The sequence below is a fragment of the Ruegeria sp. CI5 genome (genome assembly GCF_056536885.1).
Genome location: NZ_JBQFQN010000001.1, coordinates 1,123,166 through 1,144,254, shown reverse-complemented (window position 1 = coordinate 1,144,254; position 21,089 = coordinate 1,123,166). Strand labels below are relative to the sequence as shown.

At 58.8% G+C, this 21,089-nt stretch carries 20 protein-coding genes; 12 read left to right on the top strand and 8 right to left on the bottom strand.

From position 1 onward, the window contains the following. Positions 1-31 precede the first annotated feature (31 nt). Positions 32-904 carry a TauD/TfdA dioxygenase family protein gene (locus ACR0BA_RS05695; RefSeq protein ID WP_480726867.1) on the bottom strand — a complete coding sequence of 291 codons (873 nt, stop codon included), beginning with the start codon at positions 902-904 and terminating at the stop codon, positions 32-34. Between the two features lie 120 nt (positions 905-1,024). On the opposite strand from ACR0BA_RS05695, the gene ACR0BA_RS05690 reads away from it, so the two are divergent. The 5 genes from ACR0BA_RS05690 to ACR0BA_RS05670 all read left to right on the top strand — a co-directional run bounded on the left by ACR0BA_RS05690 (position 1,025) and on the right by ACR0BA_RS05670 (position 6,042). After that, the gene (locus ACR0BA_RS05690) at positions 1,025-1,897 is read left to right on the top strand and encodes a LysR family transcriptional regulator (RefSeq protein ID WP_480726866.1); all 873 of its coding nucleotides are present in this window, start codon (positions 1,025-1,027) and stop codon (positions 1,895-1,897) included. Between the two features lie 238 nt (positions 1,898-2,135). After that, a complete protein-coding gene (locus ACR0BA_RS05685) occupies positions 2,136-3,554 on the top strand; it encodes a circularly permuted type 2 ATP-grasp protein (protein WP_480726864.1) in 1,419 nt (472 codons plus the stop codon). Positions 3,555-3,556: 2 nt separating this feature from the next. Next, positions 3,557-4,498 (top strand): alpha-E domain-containing protein, encoded by a 942-nt coding sequence (locus ACR0BA_RS05680; protein ID WP_170366848.1) that lies wholly within the window; start codon positions 3,557-3,559, stop codon positions 4,496-4,498. Positions 4,499-4,501: 3 nt separating this feature from the next. Then, positions 4,502-5,299 (top strand): transglutaminase family protein, encoded by a 798-nt coding sequence (locus tag ACR0BA_RS05675; protein ID WP_480726863.1) that lies wholly within the window; start codon positions 4,502-4,504, stop codon positions 5,297-5,299. An 11-nt stretch (positions 5,300-5,310) separates the two neighbouring features. After that, positions 5,311-6,042: a proteasome-type protease gene (locus ACR0BA_RS05670; protein WP_170366850.1), complete on the top strand. Its 732-nt coding sequence runs from the start codon at positions 5,311-5,313 to the stop codon at positions 6,040-6,042. Between the two features lie 51 nt (positions 6,043-6,093). Here the strand turns inward: ACR0BA_RS05670 and ACR0BA_RS05665 are convergent, their stop codons facing one another. Continuing rightward, a complete protein-coding gene (locus ACR0BA_RS05665) occupies positions 6,094-6,456 on the bottom strand; it encodes a MerR family transcriptional regulator (RefSeq protein WP_480726862.1) in 363 nt (120 codons plus the stop codon). 66 nt (positions 6,457-6,522) lie between these two features. Here ACR0BA_RS05665 and ACR0BA_RS05660 point away from each other — a divergent pair, with 66 nt between their 5' ends. Then, complete coding sequence (locus ACR0BA_RS05660; RefSeq protein ID WP_480726860.1) at positions 6,523-7,779, top strand: NADH:flavin oxidoreductase/NADH oxidase family protein; 1,257 nt, start codon at positions 6,523-6,525, stop codon at positions 7,777-7,779. A 182-nt stretch (positions 7,780-7,961) separates the two neighbouring features. Here the strand turns inward: ACR0BA_RS05660 and ACR0BA_RS05655 are convergent, their stop codons facing one another. The 4 genes from ACR0BA_RS05655 to ACR0BA_RS05640 form a co-directional block, all read right to left on the bottom strand. After that, positions 7,962-9,242 (bottom strand): TRAP transporter large permease, encoded by a 1,281-nt coding sequence (locus ACR0BA_RS05655; RefSeq protein ID WP_170339264.1) that lies wholly within the window; start codon positions 9,240-9,242, stop codon positions 7,962-7,964. 9 nt (positions 9,243-9,251) lie between these two features. Then, on the bottom strand, positions 9,252-9,740 hold the full coding sequence (locus ACR0BA_RS05650; protein ID WP_254429308.1) for a TRAP transporter small permease: 489 nt from the start codon (positions 9,738-9,740) through the stop codon (positions 9,252-9,254). Between the two features lie 114 nt (positions 9,741-9,854). Beyond that, positions 9,855-10,838: a TRAP transporter substrate-binding protein gene (locus tag ACR0BA_RS05645; RefSeq protein WP_093961689.1), complete on the bottom strand. Its 984-nt coding sequence runs from the start codon at positions 10,836-10,838 to the stop codon at positions 9,855-9,857. 51 nt (positions 10,839-10,889) lie between these two features. Beyond that, the gene (locus ACR0BA_RS05640; RefSeq protein WP_170366853.1) at positions 10,890-11,675 is read right to left on the bottom strand and encodes an SDR family NAD(P)-dependent oxidoreductase; all 786 of its coding nucleotides are present in this window, start codon (positions 11,673-11,675) and stop codon (positions 10,890-10,892) included. 260 nt (positions 11,676-11,935) lie between these two features. On the opposite strand from ACR0BA_RS05640, the gene ACR0BA_RS05635 reads away from it, so the two are divergent. Both ACR0BA_RS05635 and ACR0BA_RS05630 read left to right on the top strand, forming a co-directional pair. After that, on the top strand, positions 11,936-12,616 hold the full coding sequence (locus ACR0BA_RS05635) for a GntR family transcriptional regulator (protein ID WP_480726858.1): 681 nt from the start codon (positions 11,936-11,938) through the stop codon (positions 12,614-12,616). Positions 12,617-12,651: 35 nt separating this feature from the next. Continuing rightward, positions 12,652-12,963 (top strand): cupin domain-containing protein, encoded by a 312-nt coding sequence (locus ACR0BA_RS05630; RefSeq protein ID WP_260065552.1) that lies wholly within the window; start codon positions 12,652-12,654, stop codon positions 12,961-12,963. Between the two features lie 148 nt (positions 12,964-13,111). Here ACR0BA_RS05630 and ACR0BA_RS05625 read toward each other — a convergent pair whose 3' ends face one another. Both ACR0BA_RS05625 and ACR0BA_RS05620 read right to left on the bottom strand, forming a co-directional pair. Next, positions 13,112-14,749 carry a GMC family oxidoreductase gene (locus tag ACR0BA_RS05625; protein WP_480726856.1) on the bottom strand — a complete coding sequence of 546 codons (1,638 nt, stop codon included), beginning with the start codon at positions 14,747-14,749 and terminating at the stop codon, positions 13,112-13,114. Between the two features lie 10 nt (positions 14,750-14,759). After that, positions 14,760-15,788, bottom strand: coding sequence for a LacI family DNA-binding transcriptional regulator (locus ACR0BA_RS05620; protein WP_480726855.1), 1,029 nt, complete (start codon positions 15,786-15,788; stop codon positions 14,760-14,762). A 238-nt stretch (positions 15,789-16,026) separates the two neighbouring features. Between ACR0BA_RS05620 and ACR0BA_RS05615 the strand changes: the two genes are divergently transcribed. The 4 genes from ACR0BA_RS05615 (at position 16,027) to ACR0BA_RS05600 (ending at position 21,088) form a co-directional block, all read left to right on the top strand. Further along, the gene (locus tag ACR0BA_RS05615; RefSeq protein WP_480726853.1) at positions 16,027-17,493 is read left to right on the top strand and encodes an aldehyde dehydrogenase family protein; all 1,467 of its coding nucleotides are present in this window, start codon (positions 16,027-16,029) and stop codon (positions 17,491-17,493) included. A 55-nt stretch (positions 17,494-17,548) separates the two neighbouring features. Further along, positions 17,549-18,523 carry an ABC transporter substrate-binding protein gene (locus tag ACR0BA_RS05610; RefSeq protein WP_093961695.1) on the top strand — a complete coding sequence of 325 codons (975 nt, stop codon included), beginning with the start codon at positions 17,549-17,551 and terminating at the stop codon, positions 18,521-18,523. Between the two features lie 67 nt (positions 18,524-18,590). Beyond that, positions 18,591-20,126 (top strand): sugar ABC transporter ATP-binding protein, encoded by a 1,536-nt coding sequence (locus ACR0BA_RS05605; RefSeq protein ID WP_480726851.1) that lies wholly within the window; start codon positions 18,591-18,593, stop codon positions 20,124-20,126. After that, positions 20,111-21,088 carry an ABC transporter permease gene (locus ACR0BA_RS05600; RefSeq protein WP_480726849.1) on the top strand — a complete coding sequence of 326 codons (978 nt, stop codon included), beginning with the start codon at positions 20,111-20,113 and terminating at the stop codon, positions 21,086-21,088. The genes ACR0BA_RS05605 and ACR0BA_RS05600 overlap by 16 nt, the downstream gene beginning before the upstream one ends. Position 21,089 lies beyond the last annotated feature (1 nt).

Below are 21,089 nucleotides of genomic sequence, written 5' to 3'. Positions count from 1 at the left end.
TCTTCGACCCAGAAATCCCGTCCCGTCAGAACTAGACGGGTCGGTCGCCTTTCACGGTTACACGCCGCCCCTTTCGTTCCGCGGGCCAATAGTCCCAGATGGCACGATGCATACAGCAACGATTATCCCAAAACGCCATATCGTTGAGCGACCACCGGAACCGGATTTGATAGTTGATCTGTTCGGCATGCTCGAAAAGCATGTTGAGGATCGCCTCACTTTCCTTGGCCGACAAGCCGATAATCTTCGTTGTGAACGTTCGGTTGACGAACAGCGATTTTCGTCCTGTCTCGGGGTGAGTTCTGACGATCGGATGAATTGCTTCGGGGCAATCAATATCCGCGTCCTTTTGGCCCCGGTCGCTGTACCGGCCCTTGTATATGTGCTCGGAGCTGTGGAGGGCGGACAGGCCGCCGAGCATGCTTTTGATCGGTTCGGACAGATCATCGTAAGCCGAATACATATCGCTGAACATGGTGTCCCCGCCGCAAGGAGGGGCAATGTGGATCTGAAGCATTGTTCCCAATGGCGGCGTCTCATCACACGACACGTCCGAGTGCCAGAACTCACCGTTGGCCACCTTTGAATTTTTGGTGGCATGGATCTCGAATATCTCAGGATATCCTTCCATCGTTGGGGCTGCGGGGTGTGCGTGGAGCGGCCCGAAGCGTTTCCCAAACTCGATGTGCTGCGCAGGCGGTATCTCTTTCTGCTCTTTGAAGAACAGAACCTGATAGGTGTGAAAGGCATCGCGGATTTCGGCAAACTGGTCGTCGGGCACAGGCTGGCTCAAATCGACCCCATAGATCTCGGCCCCGAGGTTCGGAGCGAAAGGCTTGGCAACGATGGACGTGTAGGTGTTGGACTTTGGGGCAACCATGGGGACCTCGGGGCGCTGTTTCATTGAGCCTGTTTCGTGCAGGGTACAGATCAAAAAATGTAAACAAAAACGAAAATGATTTGATCAATCGGTGAAAATCTCTCACCTTTCGTGGACCCGGACAAAGGTGGCGAGGCCTTTGAGATGAGCATTCGAGCGCTGCGAACACTGATCGCGATACATCGGCATGGAAGCTTTCGAGCCGCATCGGAGGCCGAGCACCTGACGCCGTCGGCGGTAAGCCATCAGATGCGGAATCTTGAAGCCATGTGGGGGCTCGACTTGTTTGACCGGTCGGCGAAGACACCCAAACTGACCAGTGCGGGGCTCATGCTTGTTGAAGAAGCGGCGGCGGTCGTCGCCGCCTATGACGGCCTGACCGACAAGGTGAGATCAGACAAGGAACTTGCAGGCGAGATAATCTTGGGTGCAGTTCCAACGAGTTTGACGGGTTTGGTGCCTGCTGCGTTATCAAGGCTGAAGTCAGAACATCCTGATGTGCGTGTCAGACTTGTTCCGGGCTTGACCAATCAGCTGCTGTTGCAGCTGGACCGCAAACAGGTTCACGCGGCAATCATCTCACGCCCGGATATCCTGCCGAAGTCGCTGGAGTTCTCGGAAATCGTGACCGAGAAACTGGTCCTGCTCGTCTCGGAAAACACTCCGGACCTTTCTCCCGAAGAACTGCTCGGCGCGTTGCCGTTTATTCGGTTCACTCGCGACGCGGTTGTGGGGAGGCAGATCGAGACCTGGTTGCAAAGGATGGGCATAGAAGTCAAAGACGCCATGGAGCTTGAAGGCCTCGAGGCAATATCAAGCATGGTCGCCGCTGAACTCGGAGTCTCGATCATACCTGACAATCGTCTGGCGTCTTATGACCATTTGCGGCTCAGAAAAATTCCTCTGGAGCAGTTCGGACCCCGACGCATCGTCGGTCTTGCGAGTGTGGCAATGTCACCCCGTGCCAGAATGGTAGACGCAGTCCGGGGCGCGCTGCTGGATGCGGTGGGCACCTAGTCGGTTCTCAGGCGGAGCCGTAGCCCCTGATTGCTTTCGAGGATTGCTTTGGTGGCTGCACGTCATTGAAGCCAGAAGCCGGTAGAGTGGCGGCGATGATTTTTGCTGCACCCAAAACAAGTTTCGTCATCGACGGCCGGGCTGCTGTTCGCTCGAAAACTGTGCATTTCTTGGTAGGCCGCCAATTGGAAAAGCCCGTACAACTTGCAAAGTTTGAATTGATCGTCACACTTCTCGTATGAGCGAGTATTTTGATGAGATGTTCAACGGCGACGGATCTCTCAGAGGTCCTTACGAAGAGATTGGACGTTGGTTCAATGCGGAAGATGTCTCACGGCTGAGGGCCAAACAGCGCGAAGCCGAAGAAGTATTCAGGCTGACGGGGATTACTTTCAACGTCTACGGCAAGACCGAAGCCGAAGAACGTTTGATCCCATTTGATATCGTTCCGCGCGTGATTTCAGGGCGCGAATGGCAGCGTCTGGAACGCGGCATCGAACAGCGGGTTCGGGCGATCAATGCGTTTCTTCACGACATCTATCACCGACAGGAAATCGTGCGTGCCGGTCGCGTGCCGGCAGAGATGATTGCCAGCAACGAAGCCTTCCTGCCGCAGATGCTGGGTGTCTCACCGCCGGGGCAGGTCTACACCCATGTGGTTGGCGTCGATCTGGTGCGTACCGGGCCAGACGAGTTCTTTGTATTGGAAGACAACGCCCGTACGCCGTCCGGGGTCAGCTACATGCTCGAAAACCGGGAAACCATGCTGAAGATGTTCCCCGAGCTTTTCAGCGCCACGAATGTGCGCAATGTATCCGATTATCCCCGCAATCTGAGACGCTCGCTTGCGGCCAGTGCGCCGGCCTGCGCGGATGGCGAGCCGACCGTCGCGGTATTGACACCGGGGATCTATAATTCAGCCTATTTTGAACATGCGTTTCTGGCCGATCAGATGGCCGTGGAACTGGTCGAGGGCCACGACCTGCGGGTTATCGATGGGCGCGTCTGCATGCGCACCACGCGTGGTTACAAACCAATCGACGTTCTTTACCGCCGGGTTGACGACGATTTCCTGGACCCGCTGAATTTCAACCCGGACAGCGCGCTGGGCGTACCCGGCATTCTGGACGTCTATCGGGCCGGGGGCATCACGATCGCCAACGCGCCGGGCACGGGCATTGCCGATGACAAGGCAATCTATTCCTACATGCCTGAAATCGTTGAGTTCTACACGGGCGAGAAGCCTCTGCTCAAAAACGTTCCTACGTGGCGCTGCAGCGACCCCGAGTCGCTGTCCTACGTATTGGACAACCTGTCGGATCTTGTCGTCAAAGAGGTGCACGGCTCGGGCGGCTATGGAATGCTGATCGGCCCGACCGCCAGCAAGAAAGAGATTGCGGCCTTCCGTGACAAGCTCAAGTCGCGGCCGTCGAACTATATCGCGCAGCCCACGTTGTCTCTCTCGACAGTACCGATCTTCGCCCGTTCGGGACTTGCCCCCAGGCATGTCGATCTGCGGCCATTTGTTCTGGTGTCCCCGGATGGGATCGAAATCACCCCCGGCGGCCTGACGCGCGTTGCGCTGAAAAAAGGGTCCCTGGTCGTGAATTCAAGCCAAGGCGGCGGGACCAAAGACACCTGGGTTCTGGAGGACTGACCATGCTGGGAAAAACTGCTGGCGGGTTGTTCTGGATGTCCCGGTATCTTGAGAGGGCGGAAAACACGGCCAGACTGCTTGAAACAGGCCAGAGGATGGCGCTGACCCGGACCAAGAACTCCGATGCGGAATGGGGCTCGGTTCTGAAAACCGCCGGCGTTTTCGGCGGTTACAGCGCCAAATATGATGAGATTTCAAAAGACAATGCCGTGGATTGGATGTTGCGTGATGCCGACAATCCATCCTCGATCAAGTCGGTCATCAAGCAGGCGCGAGATAACGCGCGCGTTGTTCGAACTGCATTGACCCATGATGTCTGGAGTGCGGTGAACGCCACGTGGATGCAGATTGATCAAGCCATGAAGCGCCGCGTGAACGAAAGAGACCTGCCGGGGACGCTGGAGCTTATTCGTCAACAGGCGGCTCTGGTTCGTGGTGCGACGCTAGGGACCATGCTGCGCAACGATATTTTCGACTTCACCCGGATCGGCACCTTTGTCGAGCGGGCCGACAATACCGGGCGCATCCTGGACGTTAAGTACTATGTCCTTCTGCCCACGGCCTTTTCGGTCGGCTCGTCACTGGACAACATCCAATGGGAAAGCATCCTGCGGTCCGTGGGTGCGGGTGGTGGCTATCGCATGACCCACGGCCAGAATACCCGGCCGTCGGAAATTGCGCAGTTTCTGATCCTCGATCAGCGGATGCCTCGCAGCCTGCATTTCTGCTGCAGGAAGATCCAAGAGAACCTTTCTTATCTCAGCAAAGACTATGGCTTTGCGGGGCCGTCGGTTACGGCGGCCAATGCGCTGTCCGAGAAGTACCTCGACCGGCAGATTTCCGATATCTTTGACCTTGGGCTGCACGAGTACATTCAGGACTTTTTGAAAGATCTCGGAGACTTGAGCCGCCAGATTGAAGTTGACTACCGGTTCTATGAGTGACCAATGAAACTGCATATTCGCCACGAGACACGATACGATTTCGACGCGCCGGTTCCCTTTGGCCTGCAGCAGCTGAGAAAAACACCCAAATCCTTCCGCAATCAGAATATCTTCTCTTGGAGCACCGAAGTGACCGGGGGGCGCAAGGAGCTGAGCTTTGAGGACTACCATCGCAACACGGTGGAACTGATCAGTTTCGAAGCGAATACCCAAAGCATCTCATTGATCTCCGAAGGTGTTGTCGAGGTTGAAGATACGCATGGTGTGTTGGGACGTCACGAGGGCTCGACGCCGTTGTGGCTTTTTCAGCGGAGCACGCCTTTGACAACGCCGGGCAAGGGTGTTGCAGACGTGATCGCCGCTTTGCCGGATGGTGAGCCGCTTGAGCGGATGCACGCCCTGTCCGAAAGAGTTCGGGCTCAGGTCTCCTACGAAGTGGGTGGCTCGCACCCGGACTGGAGCGCAGAAGACGCTCTCGAGGCCGGGCGCGGCGTGTGCCAGGACCATGCGCATGTGTTCATCACCTGTGCGCGGAAGATCGGTGTGCCGGCCCGCTACGTCTCGGGTTACCTGATGATGAACGAAACCGAATTGCAGGATGCCACTCACGCGTGGGCCGAGGTTCATTTGGACGGGCTTGGCTGGGTTGGATTCGACGTGTCCAACGGGATTTCACCCGATGACAGATACGTGCGTGTCGCAACCGGTCTGGACTATGCCCAGGCGGCCCCGGTAATAGGAAACAGAATTGGGGCAGCGGGCGAGCAGTTGACGGTTCAATTGCAGGTCGCACAGCAGTAACGGAGAACCTGATGACCTATGCTGTGGGCATGCGGCTGAACCGCGGACTGGTTTTCATGTCGGACACGCGCACGAATGCAGGTGTCGACAACGTGTCCACCTTCAACAAGATGTTCAATTGGACCGTCGAAGGCGACCGTTCAATCACCTTGTTGACGGCTGGCAACTTGGCGACCACCCAAGCCACCATAAGCCTGCTGGAAGAACGTACAAAAGCCCCGGAAGACCGGTCGCCGTCGATCCTTGAGGCGCCGACGATGTTTCAGGTCGCCCAATTGGTTGCGGCAACGCTGAACGACGTCATTGAGGGGCATTCCCGAGCGGGCCAACAGGCCGACAGCGCCTTTCACGCAACCCTGATCCTGGGGGGGCAGATCAAAGGCGGCCCGTCGCGCCTGTTTCTGATCTATCCCGAAGGCAATTTCATCGAGGCCGGTGAGGACACCCCGTTCTTTCAGATTGGTGAGACGAAATACGGCCGCCCCATACTGGTACGCGCGTTTGATCCGGACATGAGCTTTTCCGAAACGGTAAAGCTGTTGCTGGTCAGTTTCGATTCAACGATCAAGGCCAATTTGTCCGTCGGTGCACCGCTTGATCTGCTGCTCTACGAGGAAGACAGCCTTACGGCCGGCACGCGTTCGAGGTTCGAGCCTGACGATCAGTACTTTCGGACAATATCCGAAGGGTGGGGCGATGCGCTGAAGGCCGCCCTTTCAAAGCTTCCGGCATACGAAGCCTGACGAGCGAATTCTTGTGCTCCCGGAGGGCGCAGGTTTCAGGCCGACAGACCCTCAGCAGGCATTTGACTCAGGGTCGCTCAGATAGGCGATCATCTCGTCCAGGTCGCGGCGAATCCCGTGCAGGTCTTTGATCTTTTGATCCACATCGGCCAACTTGCTTTTTAGGTTCGCAATCACTTCGGGCCGCGGGATGGTGTTTTCCGGGTCTTCCGGAAGGAAGCGCTTGATTTCCGACAGAGAAAAGCCAAGCGACTTGCTCATTGCGATGGTTTTGATACGAGAAATCATTGCGTCGGGATAGTCGCGATAACCGTTCTCCAGACGCTCGGGCGGTGGGATCAGGCCGTGTTTTTCGTAGAACCGAATGCTTGACGCTGACACGCCTGTGGCTTCTGCCAATTTTCCGATCTTCATGCCCTTGACCTTCAACCATTGTCGAAGGTTTATATCACCTGGGATCGAGAAGAAAAGGATCCCAAGATGACTGTTTCACCGCTGTTCGAACCGCTCACATTGCCAAATGGCGCGGTTCTCAGAAACCGTCTGGCAAAAGCTGCAATGGAAGAAAGTCTGGCGGCTTTTGGGCAGGTGCCAGACGAGAAAATTCACCGGCTTTACCGCCGCTGGGCCGCAGGCGGCGCGGGCCTGTTGATCACTGGAAATGTAATGGTCTCGGCTGATGCGCTGTCGGGCCCCGCCAGCGTGGTGCTGGAAGACGGAACCGATCTTGCGCCTTTCCGGGAATGGGCCGAGGCAGGGCAGACGCGCGGCGGAGCAATCTGGATGCAGATCAATCATCCCGGTCGTCAGGTCCTGGCGAGCCTGGGAGAAGAAACGGTGTCGGCGTCCGACGTTCCGGTCGAGATCCCCGGCATGTCCAAAAATTTCAACCCGCCGCGGGCCCTGACCGAGGCCGAAATCCAAGACCTGGTTGCCCGTTTTGCTCGAACAGCCGCGTTGGCCGGAGAAGCAGGATTTGACGGCGTTCAGATACATGCCGCCCACGGTTATCTTATCAGCCAGTTTCTATCGCCCTTGACCAATCGCCGTACCGACCATTGGGGCGGCTCTTTGGAGAATAGGGCGCGCTTCCTTTTTGAGGTCGTTCGCGCGATCCGGGCCAGCGTCTCCAAGAGCTTTACCGTTTCGGTGAAGCTGAACTCGGCTGATTTTCAGAAAGGTGGATTTGGGCAGGATGATGCCAAGTGGGTGGTCAACCAACTTGGCGATATGGCTATTGATCTGGTCGAATTGTCCGGCGGTTCCTATGAGAGTCCGGCCATGCAGGGCAGGCAGGAGGATGGCTCCAGCACGGCCCGGCGCGAAGCCTATTTTGTAGACTTCGCGCGGGAGATCGCTGCTGACGCGAAAATGCCGATCATGGTGACCGGCGGCATTCGCTCTCGGGCTGTTGCCGAGGATGCATTGGCCAACAACCGGGGCGGGATTGGCGTCTCGGTTCTGGGAGTGGCTCGCGCGATGGCGTTTGAACCTGATCTTGTCGAAAACTGGCGGAATGGCAAATCAGAGTCGGTCAATATCCCGGAAGTGTCTTGGAAAAACAAAAGGCTGGCGGGGTTCGCCTCGATGGTGCTGGCGTATTTCCAGCTTGAACGACTGGCAAATGGCAAGCCACCGAAAGTACCTCACTCGGCATTTCTCGCGCTGATGCGAAATCAGATGCGGGCGAAGCGATGGACGAAACGATACCGTTCCTGGCGCGATGCCCGGGCATGATGTGGTCAGGGAAGCCTAAAGCAGGGAGCCAACGGCGTTTGTGCGGGTAATCACCGTGTGGCGGAGCCTTTGACGCTTGGCTTCCGGCACCGACCGCAGGTGTTTCTGCCGTTGCCGCCAGAGTTGGAAATGGGCGCAACCTTACCCAGGGTGCGTCCGGATCTTTTGCCTGCTCGCCGCTTCTAACCAAGCAACCCTGGCAGGGTCAGCGAGATCGCGGGCACAAAGGTGATCAGCATCAGAGCGACCAGAATTGCCAGGTAAAAGGGCCATATCGTCCGAACCGCCTTTTCCATCGGCAGTTTGCCAACGGCGCAGCCGACAAACAGGCAGGAGCCAACCGGAGGGGTGCACAGTCCCAGGCCCAGATTCACCAGCAAGATCATTCCGAACTGCAGGGGATCAATGCCAAGGCTGTTGGCAACCGGCAGGAAGATCGGCGTGCAGATCAGGATCAGGGCCGCCATGTCCATGATCATGCCCAGAAGCAACAAGACCGCATTGATCATCAGCAGGATAAGGATCGGGTTTTCCGTCAGGCCTGTCAGAAGATCCACCGTTTTGTCCGGCACTCTGTAGAAGGTCAGCATATAGGCAAAGGCACCCGCGCAGGCGATCAGGATCATGACCATGGCCGTCGTACGTACGGCCGACGCAACCGCGATGCAGAACTTGTCCCAAGTGATACTCCGGTAGACCACGAGCGTGACGACAAAGGCATAGATTGCGCCGAACGCCCCGGATTCGGTGACCGTGAAGATGCCTGACAGGACACCTCCGACGATGATCACGGCAGTCAGCAGCCCGGGGATCGCGCTGAGAAAGCTGATGACCAGGGCCTTCCAGCCCGGAAAGGTTTCGGCCTGATACCCTCGGCGCACCGCAACAAGATACGCGGCGACGGCTAGGCAGAGGCACATCAGCACGCCGGGAACTACACCCGCGAGGAAAAGTTTCGAGATCGAAATGCCGCCCCCCGCTGCAATGGCGAAGATGATCATGTTGTGGCTGGGAGGGATGATGATCCCTGCGATCGACGACGTGACCGTCACATTGACCGCATAATCCGCGTCGTAGCCTTTCTCTTTCATCACGGGAACAAGAATGGAGCCGAGGGCAGATATATCGGCGATGGCCGATCCCGAAATTCCACCAAACAACATCGACGAAAACACATTCACGATGCCCAAGCCCCCACGAACGGCGCCGACCGCGGCTGACGCGAACCGCACCAGACGCATGGCGATCCCGCCGTGGAACATCAGTTCACCGGCGAAGATGAAAAACGGGATTGCCATCAACGAGAAAACGTTGATGCCCGAGATGATCCGCTGGAACCCGATCATCAGCGGCAAACCTTCGAACCAGAAGGCCGAGATGGCGGCAATGCCCAAGGCGAAGGCCACGGGTGTTCCGATCAGTACACACAGGGCGAAGACGCCAAGCAAAAGAAGAATTCCCATGATCCGCCTCTATTCGATGCTGTCTTTTCGCTCGTCAAAACCGACGCAGAGGCGGATCAGGTGACCAACGGAAAACACAAGGATAAGGCCCCCGCCAATGGTCAGGGGCAATGACCGCAAGCCTTCTGGAACCTGGATCAGGGGGATGAGCGACCCCCATTTGAACATCGTAAGCCGCGCCCCGAACACCAGCATCAGAGCGCCGAATCCGGCCATGATCACATCCGTGCAAACGACCAGAGCCGTCCTGACTCGTCGCGGAACGGCCGAGCGCACGAGGGACACGGACAAATGCGTGTTGTCGTGCACACCGACCGCCGCGCCGATGAACGCGATCGTCATGACCAGCAGCAGGGCGACCTGCTCGACCCACGTTGGCGTTGCGTTCAGGACGTAGCGGCCGAAGACGAGCCAGCCGAATATGACGGTGACCACGACCAGCGCGACACCGGTCACGATCCGGCATGCATCGGCGATGCGGTCGAGGATCCTGACCATAGTGCGCACTGAGGACGGGGGCGTAGATGTATTGCTCATAAGCCTGAAACTCTTGATCAGATGTCCGGCCCCGCATTGGCAGGGCCGGACGGTATCAGATCCGATACGGTCCGATCACTCGGTCGCCTGGATGGTTTCAACCAACGGGCGGAGGTCAGGGTTGGTTGCGAAATAGGCCTCGTAGACCGGGGCCATCGCGGCCTGGAACGGCGCTTTGTCGGCCACTTCGTTCACTACCACACCCGCAGCCTCGACCGCCGCGCGGCTGGCCGCTTCACGCTCGGCCCACAATTGCCGCTGCAACTCGGCGGACTCTTGCGCCGCCTCTCTGACTGCGGCCTGCAGTTCGGGCGACAAGGCGTTGAATTTGTCGGTGTTGACGCACACGCATTCAGGGATGATCAGGTGCTGGGACAGCGAGTAATAGCCGGCAACCTCGAAATGGCCGGTCGACTCGTAGGACGGCCAGTTGTTCTCGGCGCCATCGACGACCCCGGTCTTCAGGGCCTGATAAACCTCGGCGAAGGCCATGGGCGAGGGGTTGCCGCCAAGTTCGGCAATCATGCCGGTGAACAGATCGTTGTTCATGACCCGCACTTTCATGCCCTGGACATCGGCCGGGGTATTGATCGGCTTGGTCCCGTTGTAGAAGGATCGGGCGCCGGCGTCATACCAGGCAAGCGGGGTCAATCCCTTGGCTGCCATACCGGCCGCGATCGCGGCACCGCCCTCGCTGTCCAGAACGCGGAACATGTGTGGGACGTCCTTGAAGATGAAGGGCAATGAAACGACATTTGCCTCGGCGACAATCGGGCCAATCGGACCCAGGTTGAAATTTCCGACCTCCAAGGCGCCAGCGCGGACCTGTTCGACCGCATCGGGCTGGCTGCCCAATGTGCCGCCGTGGAACATTTGCAGGTTGATTTCACCGCCGGTCTTTTCGGTGACCAGTTCGGCGAATTTGTCCATCGCGACAGTATTCGGGTAGCCGTCTGCGTGGATGTTCCACCCGCGCCAATCCTCGGCCAAAGATGCGCTGCCGGTCATGACGACCATGGCTGCGGCGCCGATCAGTGTTTTTGTAAGTTTGGTGTTCATGCTTTCCTCCCTAGAAGCAGACAGATGTTTTTGGTGATCGGTCGGAGCCGGCTATGAAAAGAGCAGGCCTCCGTTGATGTCGATGTTCGCGCCCGTAATGAAAGCGGCGGCGTCCGAGGCCAGAAACGCGACGAGGTTTGCCACATCCTCGGACGTGCCTTCGCGTTTCAGCGGTGTGGCGCTGGCCACGTTGGTGCGGACTTCGGTCTTGGTGAAGACATTGTGGAAGTCTGTGTCGATCATGCCCGGGCAAACCGAATTGATCCGGATCTCGGGCCCCAGTTCCTTGGCCAGCCCACGTGTCATCGTCATGACCGCCCCCTTCGAGGCCGCATAGGCAACCGCGCCGGGACCACCCCCGTCACGACCCGCCTGACTGGCGAACCCGACGATCGCGCCGCCTTTTTTCATGTGCGGCAACACCGACTGAACGGCGCGGGCAAAAGAAGTGGTGTTCAGGTCCATAACGTAACGCCAATGGTCCATGTCCATCTCAGACAGGGTCTTTCGGGCCACCAACCCTCCGGTCACATGGACAAGAATGTCGATCCGGGGCCCGAAGGCGGCAATCGTTTCTGAGACCAGCCTGTCCACATCCGCGCCTGACGTCATGTCGCCCTGTACGGCAATCGCCTGACCGCCGGCAGCCGTAATCTCCTGGACCGCAGACTCTGCACCCGTGGATGAGCTGTGATAGTTGATTGCGACCGATGCTCCGGCCTCGGCCAGTTTCAGAACGCAGGCACGGCCGATGTCCCGTCCGCCGCCGGTCACGATCGCAACCTTCCCTGCAAGGTCCCGGTTCAGGCCAATCTGTTCGGCGTTCAATTCGGTCATTCTCTTGTCCCTTTGGATCCCCGGTCAGCCTGCCGGCGCGCCCGTTCCGATATTTGAGTTCGAACGGGCATGAAGCAGTGTTGCGTATTTTAGTCGACTAGGATACTAGTATTGTCAACAACTTTGTTTGAGGGTCACAAAGGGCATCGCACGGCGCGTGCCAAAATAATTGGCTGGAGTTACATTGAGGAGTATCGAGGGAGGGGCCTCGAGCCACGGAAAACCACCCGAGTTGGTCATGCGCAGAAAAAAGGCAAGAAATGCAAAGTATTACGGACAAGATCGAGCGGCGCACAACCACTGACATCGTTTATGAGAGCCTGTACGAGGCGATCGTTTCGCTTGAAATTCTGCCGGGGACGAAACTGTCCGAAGCAGACGTCGCAAAGAAGTTTGAGGTGTCCAGGCAGCCCGTCCGCGATGCTTTCAACAGGCTCGAGGCGCAGGATCTGCTGCTGATCCGCCCTCAGAAAGCCACGCGGGTCCGTAGCTTTTCAATGGAACGGATCGGTCATGCACGCTTTGTTCGCCTGGCCGTCGAGTTGGAGGTGGTGCGCGCTGCGTGCCAGGTTTGGAAGCCCGAATACTCGAAGCTGCTGGAAGACAATCTCAAGCGGCAGAAAGACGTGGTTGCAAGGAACGAGGCCGAAGAGTTTCATCAACTCGATTACGATTTTCACCGGTTGATTTGCGAGCTGAGCGGCAACCCGCTGGCCTTCGACACGATTCAGGAATGCAAAAGAAAGATCGACCGCCTGTGCGTTCTGAGCCTTGGACGCGAGAGCGAGGCCGAGACTCTGGTTCGGGATCATGTGGCGCTGGCCAAGGCGCTTGCAGACCGCGACGAGGCGATGGCAAGCGAAACCATTCGCCTTCATCTGGGCCGTATCGACAAGACCATCGAAGAGGTTCACGCGAAACATGCCGAGTATTTCGAGTGAAATGAAAGCCGCCACCTGACCGAGGACACTGCATCATGACCAATAGCTATCCGATTGTGTCGCCCGCGCCGGGCGTCATGCGCCAGATCTTGGCAGATCACGAAGACCTCATGATGGTGTCCTTCCGCTTTGAGAAAGGTGCCGAAGGCGCACTGCACGACCACCCGCATGTGCAGTCGACATTTGTGCGGTCCGGGCGGTTCAATTTCGTCATCGGAGATCAGGAGCGAGAGCTGGGGCCCGGTGACAGCCTGATCATTCCGTCCGGCGTAAGCCATGGCTGCGTTTGCCTGGCGGCCGGAGAGTTGATCGACTGTTTCACGCCCAGGCGGGACGACTTTCTGTAAGGCGCATTCCGCGAGCGCTCTTGCCGTGGCCCGCGATTACTTTGACCCCATGAGGCCGGGTAACCTGTTTTGTGGCAAAACGGGCCGGGCAGGGGGCATGTCATCGCGCCGGATATCGGATCAACAGGCAGCGGCCCCGCAGCTTGGGCTAGGAATTGCGGTCCTCGCGTGCTGATCCAATGCCAAGGATCAGGTCAGCGCATCGTTCGCCCAGCATCATGGCGGGTGCGTTTGTGTTGCCTGCGTTGATGTCCGGCACGGCGGACATGTCGCACACCCGCAAGCCCTCGATTCCGCGCACGCGCATTCTGGGGTCCAACACGGCCATTCCATCACCGTCCCGGCCCATTCTGGCCGTGCCCGCCGGGTGATAGTTGGTTTTCACGAACCGTTTGCAATGTGCTCGCAGCGTCTGGTCGTCGTCCGCCGTCGGAATCACGATTTCGCGGATCCTTTGTGCAAGCGGGCCCGAGGTGAATGCTCGACGAAAAAAACGCTGCCCCCGAATCATCTCCTGCATGTCGTCTTCATGCTTAAGAAGGTTGGGCGAAACCACTGGCATGGCGTCGGGGTCTACCGAGCGAAGCCGAACCTCTCCGCGTGATTTCGGTTTGACCACGACAGTCGTGACGGTCAGGCCAAAGTCATCCTGCACCTCGTCCAGCGCATCGCGATCCAGATAGACGATGGGAACGCAAAAGGCCTGAATGGTCGGTTCTCCAGCAGGGTTCGACGGATTGACGAACGCGCCGGCTTCTACCCCGGCCGAAGTCACCGGGCCGCTGCCGAACAGCTTGAACTGGATGCCGTTGCGCAGCATCCGCCAGCCCTCACCTTGTTTGAAATATCCGTAGGGGCCGTTGGCAAAGGCGGTGATCGGAACTTCGGGGTGGTCGATCAGGTTTTGGCCGACCCCGGGCAATGGGCAGACCACGGGAATATCGTGTTCGGCAAGATGTGCATCCGGTCCGATACCCGACAGCATTAGAATTTTCGGCGTGACGAGGGCGCCAGCCGCAAGCACAACCTCACCATCACATCGGACGGTGTGGGACCCGCGTTTGTCTCGATACTGCACGCCGACGGCCCGGTCGTTTTTGATGATGACTTTGCTGACATTTGCGCCCAACCGGACGGTCAAATTCGGGTTCGCCTCAAGTGGAGCGAGGAAAGCGTAGGCTGACGAGCTGCGCTTTCCGGCGCGATTGGTGAACTGATAGAACCCGACGCCGCGCTGCGTTGCGCCGTTGAAGTCCGTGTTGAATGGTTCGCCAAGGGCCTGCACCGACTGAACGAACCAACGGGACATGTCGTCGATATGCCCCGGATCCGAGACCTGCAACGGACCGTCGCCGCCATGCAGGTCGTTGTGCAGCCTGTTGTTGCCTTCCATCCTGCGGAAATAAGGCAGCACATCATCCCATCCCCAGCCGACCCCGTCGTTGGTCTGTCTCAGCAGGTCGTTCCATGCGTCATAGTCGGAAGGCCGACCGCGCATATAGACCTGCGCATTCACCGACGACCCGCCGCCCAGCACGTTGGCCTGCGGAATGTCATGCACGCGGCCGTCCAGGTGGTCCTGCGGTTCGGTCTGGTGGTAGGTCATGAACTTGGACCCGTTGATCATCTTGAAGATACCCGGCGGCATGTCCAGCAGTGGATGGCGATGCGAATGCCCCGCCTCCAGCACCAGAACCCTGCACTTGCCTTTGTTGACCAGCCGCGCTGCTGCCGCGGCGCCGGCCGAGCCGCCGCCGATGACGATGTGATCGAAGGTTTCCGTCATGATTTCGCCTTCAGGTCCGGCGTTTGGGCTCGCTGATCGAGTCGCGCTCGACCAGTTCGCATTCCAGCTTCACGAGTGGATGCCGCTGACCGTCCGTCGGTCCATGGAACAGCTGTTCGACGACCCAGCGTCCCATCGCCCGGGTGGGAAGGATCATCGACGTCAGGGGCGGCGACAGGTGCCGCGCGGTTTCGTCATCGTCAAATCCGATGACTGAAATGTCCTCGGGGATGGACAGGCCAAGTTCCTTGAGAGCCTCGTAGCAGCCGATGGCCATGCGGTCATTCTGGCAGAAAATGGCGGTTGGCGGTGAGGGCAGGTCCATCAATTCCCGCGTGGCGGCGTAGCCTGCGCTGGGCAGCCAGTTGCCCTCGATGACCAAATCCTCGTCAAATGGGATGTCGGCGGAAGCCAGGGCGTTTCTGTACCCGGTCGTACGCCCGGCGGCGCATTCCATGAACGGCTCGCCGGTGATGGTGGCAATTCGTTTGTGCCCGGCCTTGATCAGGGCGTTGGTCGCCGTATGTCCGGCAGCGACTTCGCCGGGGATCACCGCAGGAAAAGAGAGGTCGTCGCAAAAGCAGTTCAACAGCAGAACCGGAGTGGCCGTCTGCCTGAGGATCTCCGGCACGACCACCCGCCGCGTAAAAACGGTCGCGTAGATGATGCCTGCAACCTGTTGGTCGAGGAAATACCTCAGCGTTCTGGGCTCGACCTCGGGGTCGTTTTGTGTTTCGGCCAGCAACACAAGGTTTCCGGTGTCCCGAACGGCCTGTTTCACCCCGTTGAACGCGTTCACCATCTCGGGGCTCGACGCCAGATCATCCACGACGAAAGCTATGGTTCCGTCCAGCGCCGCGGGCCGGCGCGCGCTGTCCTGGGGTTTCCTGAGTTGAGGGGGCATGGCGTATCCAAGCGTGTTGGCGGCATCCAGGACCCGTTGCTTGGTATCCTCGGAGATCTTGACGGAATCATTCTTGTTGAGAACCAGCGATACTGTCGTCTGCGAACACCCGGCGACGCGCGCAATGTCGTGCATCGTTACGCGCTGCCGGCCCGCGACTCGTCCTACACCCCTGTGCTGCCCGGCTTTGTTCGCTTGATCGTTCATCGCTCAACCTTTTTGTTCGCATCCTTTTTATCGACTATGCGGAGGGCGCGCAACTAATATTAGTAGGTGATGATTAATATTAGTGTTGACGAAATAATAATATTAGTGTTTTGATCGGCGGTGCGGTCGCCATTGTGGTCTGGCCGAGCAAGTGCGGGAGGCGAAATTGCGGTCTGTAGTGGGGGAGTTGGGTCAAGTCGTTCGCTATTCGATGTTCATCGATGGCCGCTTTGCCGACTTTGACGCGGACGCGGTCGATGTCGAAAACCCTGCAAATGAAGAAATGGTAGCACAGGTTCCAGATGGTGGTGCCATGCATGCCGATGCGGCGGTCGAGGCGGCCCGCAGGGCTTTTGGCGCGTGGTCTGCGGGCCCGGCGATCGAGCGGGCGCAAATGGTCCGAAAGCTCGCCGAGGCCATCCGGGTCGACGCCGCGCGTCTGGCTGCTTTGATCACAGCCGAGCAGGGCAAGCCGATCTCGCAGGCCCGAGGTGAAGTGGATGCCGCCGCTACCTTTCTTTGCCATGCAGCTGAAGAGGCCCGGCGGATTTCGGGTGACATAGTGGCCTCGGACAACAGGTCCGAAGAAATCCAGATTCGACGCCATCCCTACGGCGTTGTCGTCGCGCTGACGGCCTGGAACTATCCCTTGGCATTGGCGGCCAGGAAAATCGGGCCAGCGCTGGTCGCGGGCAACACCGTTGTTTTGTTGGGACATGAAATCACGCCGCTGTCGGGTCTTGCGGTTGCCGAGCTTGCGGACAAGGTCGGCTTTCCGCGCGGTGTTCTGAATGTTCTTACGGGGAAAGGGCCGGTGGTTGGGCAGCGGCTGGTCGAACACCCCGATACGTCACTGATCACGATGACTGGCAGCACGCGCGCGGGGAAAGAGATTTTTCGCACAGCGGCCGACCGGATCAAGGTTGTCCGGCTCGAGCTTGGGGGCAAGGCTCCGTTCATAGTGATGGAGGATGCGGATGTTGACGCCGCCGTTTCGGCCGCCGTTGCCGCCCGGTTTGCCAATTGCGGCCAGATCTGCACCTGCAACGAGCGGATGTATCTGCATCACGAAATTGCGGATCAGTTCTTGGAAAAATTCGTGTCAGCAGCCCGCGCATTGTCGATCGGGGATCCGATGGAGGACTGCGACCTGGGGCCCAAAGTCAGCAAGGTCGAAGTGACCAAGGTCGCTGAAATCATCCAACGCAGCATCGCAGAGGGCGCCACGGTGCATCTCGAAGGTGGGCCTTTGACGGACGGCGCGCACGGCAAAGGGCACTGGATGTCCCCGACCGTTCTTGAGGTCTCCGACAACGGCAATGCCGCGATGCAGGAGGAGGTCTTTGGCCCCGTGGCGACAGCCATGCGAGTCGATGATTTTGATCAGGCGATAGCCTTTGCGAATGACACGTCATTCGGGCTGTCCGCCTATCTCTTTACGGCATCGCACCGTCGATTGATGGAGGCCCCGAGCCGTTTGAAGTTCGGCGAACTGTACCTGAACCGTTCGAATGGCGAGGCCGTGCAGGGGTTTCACACTGGTTGGGGGCTGTCCGGGGTTGGGGGCGAAGACGGCGCCTATGGCTTCGATGGCTATCTGAGGAAACAGACCACTTACATGAATTGGGAATGACCTGAAAACTCGCGGTCAAAACGGAGGCGACCGCACCAATGGAGGAGGAATAACCATGAAACGCAGAACTCTTTTGATATCGACGGTTGTCGCAGGTGCGCTGTTGGGCACCACGGCGATGGCGCAGGATCTGCCGCCGCTTGAGCAGAAAGATCGCTACAAGGTCGGCTTTGCGCAGATGGAGTCGAACAATCCCTGGCGTATTGCCGAGACGAAATCGTTCCATGACACCGCCGAGGCCTGCGGCTGGGATCTTATCGCGACGGATGCGGCCGGATCTGCGGCCAAGCAGGTTGCGGATGTGGACAGCATGATCGCCCAAGGCATCGACGTCCTGTTCCTGCCCCCGCGGGAAGAAAAGCCGCTGATCCCGGCCGTTATGAAGGCTCGTGCCGCCGGCATTCCGACCTTTCTGGTGGACCGCTCGGTTGATCCGGCCGTCGCCAAGCCGGGCGAACATTTCGTGGCATTCCTTGGGTCGGATTTCATTGATCAGGGCAACCGGGCCGCGCAATGGCTGATGGAAAATTTCGAGGGCGACAAAGGCATCATCGTCCAGTTGGAAGGCACGACAGGGTCCTCGCCTGCAAATGACCGCAAAAAGGGCTTCGACGACGCGATCGCAGCGGATGACCGTTTTGAAATCGTGGCGTCTCAGACCGGGGACTTTGCGCGCGACCTGGGTCGTCAGGTGATGGAAACCCTGCTGCAGGCGCATCCTGACGTGAACGTGGTCTACGCCCACAATGACGAGATGGCGATTGGCGCGATCCAAGCTCTGGAACTGGCCGGCCGCAAACCCGGCGAGGACGTGACCATCGTGTCGATCGACGGGACACGCGATGCGCTTCAGGCCATCATCGACGGCAAGATGGGCGTCACGGTTGAAAGCTCGCCCTTCTTCGGCCCACTGGCCTGTGAAGTCATGAAGAAATACGCGGCTGGCGAGACGATCCCGGAATGGGTGAAAGTCGAAGATCGCATCTTTACCAAGGACAACGCGGCCGATCACATCGACGAAGCCTATTGATTCTCCCTGGTGGGTGGTGCTGGCCTGTGGTCGGCGCCGCCTGCAAGCAATCGGAGGAAGACATCTCATGAATGCGCTCGTCTCGATGTCGGGAATTGAAAAGTCCTTTGCCGGCGTACCGGCACTCAGCCAGGCCAGCCTGGAGATCGCACCGGGCGAAGTTCATGCGCTGATCGGTCAGAACGGTGCCGGCAAATCGACGATGATCAAGGTCCTGACCGGAGTTTACGACCGGGATGCCGGAGACGTCCATCTGGCGGGTGTGCCGAGCCGCATCTCCACTCCGCGCGAAGCGCAGGAATCCGGAATTGCCACGATCTATCAAGAGCTCAACCTGGTGCCGCTGCGGTCAGTGACCGAGAACATCATCATGGGGTACGAGCCCAAACGTCTTGGCTTTCTCGTCGACTGGCGCGAAGGCAACAGGCGCGCACGCGAGGTTCTTGCGCGCTTTGGCATAGATATCGACGTGACCGAGCCGCTGGGAAATTTCTCGACAGCGATCCAGCAGTTGGTTGCGATTGCGCGGGCTGTGTCATTGGACGCAAAGCTGGTCATCATGGACGAACCCACCTCGTCACTGGATGCCAGCGAGGTCGAGGTTCTGTTCGGTGTGGTGCGCGAGTTAAAGAAACAGGGTGTTTCCGTTCTTTATGTCTCGCATTTTCTCGATGAGTTGTTCCAGATCTGCGACCGGGTCACAACGATGCGAGACGGGCGTACCGTCAGCACGCGCAACGTGCAGGACACGACCAAACTGGAAATGATCGCGGACATGCTGGGCCGCAACAAGGACGAGATCGCGGCAGACGGACTCACGGACTTTGCAGGCGCCAAGGCCAAGAAAGGCGATATCGTTTTGCGGGCCGACTCTGTTTCGACAGGCCCGCGACTGACGCATTTCGACCTCACGCTCCACCGCGGGGAGATCGTTGGGCTGGGCGGGCTTCTGGGCTCTGGCCGGACCGAGGCCGCGCGCGCATTGTTCGGAGTGGATAGTGCACGCGGCGGCGCAATCGAGCTGCACGGTGCGGTCGGGCAACCGTCCAGACCGGGTGACGCGATCGCAAACGGGGTTGGCTTTCTGACCGAAGATCGCAAGGCCGAAGGGATCATTCCTGACATGTCCGTGCGCGAGAATATGACGCTGGCCCTGCTGCCGAAACTGGCCAGCCGTGGTCAGATCGACTTTGCCCGCGAGCGCGAGATCGTTCAGGCCTTCATCGACGATCTGGGTATCAAGGCGGCGCATATGGACCAACCCATTCGCGAGTTGTCCGGCGGCAACCAGCAAAAGGTACTCCTTGCCCGTTGGCTGGCGACACAGCCAGACATCCTGATACTGGACGAACCGACCCGAGGCGTAGATGTCGGCGCCAAGCGAGAGATCCAATCGTTCATTCGGTCTTATGTCGAGAAAGGATTTGGCGTCGTCCTAATCAGTTCGGAATTCGAAGAACTGGTGGAAGGCGCCGACCGCATTGTGGTCATGCACGAAGGGCGCTCGGTCAAGGAACTGACTAACCCCGGGATTACCGAGAACATACTGGTGCGCGCGCTTGCGCATCATGAAGAAGGAACTGGTTCATGGACCGCGCAATGAAGTTGCCGCAACGGGTCGCATCGATGCCCTTCCGCTTTCATGGCGGCATCGCCGCGTTGGTCGCCCTGCTGGTGTTCAATGCGTTTTTCACCCCAAATTTCCTGCAGCTGCAGACCCTGTTCGTGAATATCAGTCAGGTTGCCACGATCGCCATCGTGGCCATGGGTATGACGCTTGTCATCGCCACGGGTGGGATCGATCTGTCGGTTGGCGCGGTCATGGCTCTGGCCGGGGCGCTGGCCCCGCTGATCTTTCTGTCGGATCTGGGCGCCGCCAATCCGATGCTTGGCGTCACTTTGGCCATTGTCCTGCCGCTGTTCGTCGCGGGGCTATGCGGGGTATTCAACGGCGTGATGGTTGCTGTGTTGAACGTGCAGCCCATTGTTGCGACGCTCATTCTTTTCATCTCGGGTCGCGGAATTGCGCAGGTTTTGACGAACGGGAACCTGCAGACATTTTCCAACCTTTCATTCAGCTATCTTGGAACCGGCAAGGTGCTTGGCTTGCCGTTCCAGGGGTGGCTGGCGCTGGCGATTGCCTGTGTGCTGTTTTGGGTGATCACCAGAACCACTTGGGGCCGCTACCTGCTGGCGATCGGCGGCAATGAACGTGCGGCCTATCTGGCGGGTGGTCCCGTCCGGCGGGTCAAGATCGGGGCCTATGTCATCTGCGCGGTACTTGCAGGCCTCGCCGGTCTGATCGTGGTTGCGATCAACTCGGCCTCGGACGCCGCGCGCAACGGCAATCTGATGGAGCTTGATGCCATCGCGGCGGCCGTCGTTGGCGGGGCTCTTTTGCAAGGCGGGCGGGCGCCGATCTTTGGCGCCATACTGGGCGCCGTGATCATCCAGCTGGTCAAATATACATTGCTGGCCAACGGGGTAGAGGACGAAGTTGCACTGATCGCCAAGGCGGTCATCATTATCCTGGCCGTTTGGGTCCAGCAGTTCCGGAGGGCTTGAT

What these genes read in the sequence shown, in the direction of transcription:
- ACR0BA_RS05655 (WP_170339264.1), bottom strand. Translation starts at nt 9,242, where the DNA reads ATGGGAATTCTTCTTTTGCTTGGCGTCTTCGCCCTGTGTGTACTGATC.
- ACR0BA_RS05600 (WP_480726849.1), top strand. Translation starts at nt 20,111, where the DNA reads ATGGACCGCGCAATGAAGTTGCCGCAACGGGTCGCATCGATGCCCTTC.
- ACR0BA_RS05665 (WP_480726862.1), bottom strand. Translation starts at nt 6,456, where the DNA reads ATGAAGATCGGAAAATTGGCAGAAGCCACAGGCGTGTCAGCGTCAAGC.
- ACR0BA_RS05685 (WP_480726864.1), top strand. Translation starts at nt 2,136, where the DNA reads ATGAGCGAGTATTTTGATGAGATGTTCAACGGCGACGGATCTCTCAGA.
- ACR0BA_RS05625 (WP_480726856.1), bottom strand. Translation starts at nt 14,749, where the DNA reads ATGACGGAAACCTTCGATCACATCGTCATCGGCGGCGGCTCGGCCGGC.
- ACR0BA_RS05605 (WP_480726851.1), top strand. Translation starts at nt 18,591, where the DNA reads ATGAATGCGCTCGTCTCGATGTCGGGAATTGAAAAGTCCTTTGCCGGC.
- ACR0BA_RS05695 (WP_480726867.1), bottom strand. Translation starts at nt 904, where the DNA reads ATGAAACAGCGCCCCGAGGTCCCCATGGTTGCCCCAAAGTCCAACACC.
- ACR0BA_RS05660 (WP_480726860.1), top strand. Translation starts at nt 6,523, where the DNA reads ATGACTGTTTCACCGCTGTTCGAACCGCTCACATTGCCAAATGGCGCG.
- ACR0BA_RS05640 (WP_170366853.1), bottom strand. Translation starts at nt 11,675, where the DNA reads ATGACCGAATTGAACGCCGAACAGATTGGCCTGAACCGGGACCTTGCA.
- ACR0BA_RS05620 (WP_480726855.1), bottom strand. Translation starts at nt 15,788, where the DNA reads ATGCACGACATTGCGCGCGTCGCCGGGTGTTCGCAGACGACAGTATCG.
- ACR0BA_RS05635 (WP_480726858.1), top strand. Translation starts at nt 11,936, where the DNA reads ATGCAAAGTATTACGGACAAGATCGAGCGGCGCACAACCACTGACATC.
- ACR0BA_RS05690 (WP_480726866.1), top strand. Translation starts at nt 1,025, where the DNA reads ATGAGCATTCGAGCGCTGCGAACACTGATCGCGATACATCGGCATGGA.
- ACR0BA_RS05680 (WP_170366848.1), top strand. Translation starts at nt 3,557, where the DNA reads ATGCTGGGAAAAACTGCTGGCGGGTTGTTCTGGATGTCCCGGTATCTT.
- ACR0BA_RS05645 (WP_093961689.1), bottom strand. Translation starts at nt 10,838, where the DNA reads ATGAACACCAAACTTACAAAAACACTGATCGGCGCCGCAGCCATGGTC.
- ACR0BA_RS05675 (WP_480726863.1), top strand. Translation starts at nt 4,502, where the DNA reads ATGAAACTGCATATTCGCCACGAGACACGATACGATTTCGACGCGCCG.
- ACR0BA_RS05650 (WP_254429308.1), bottom strand. Translation starts at nt 9,740, where the DNA reads ATGGTCAGGATCCTCGACCGCATCGCCGATGCATGCCGGATCGTGACC.
- ACR0BA_RS05630 (WP_260065552.1), top strand. Translation starts at nt 12,652, where the DNA reads ATGACCAATAGCTATCCGATTGTGTCGCCCGCGCCGGGCGTCATGCGC.
- ACR0BA_RS05670 (WP_170366850.1), top strand. Translation starts at nt 5,311, where the DNA reads ATGACCTATGCTGTGGGCATGCGGCTGAACCGCGGACTGGTTTTCATG.
- ACR0BA_RS05610 (WP_093961695.1), top strand. Translation starts at nt 17,549, where the DNA reads ATGAAACGCAGAACTCTTTTGATATCGACGGTTGTCGCAGGTGCGCTG.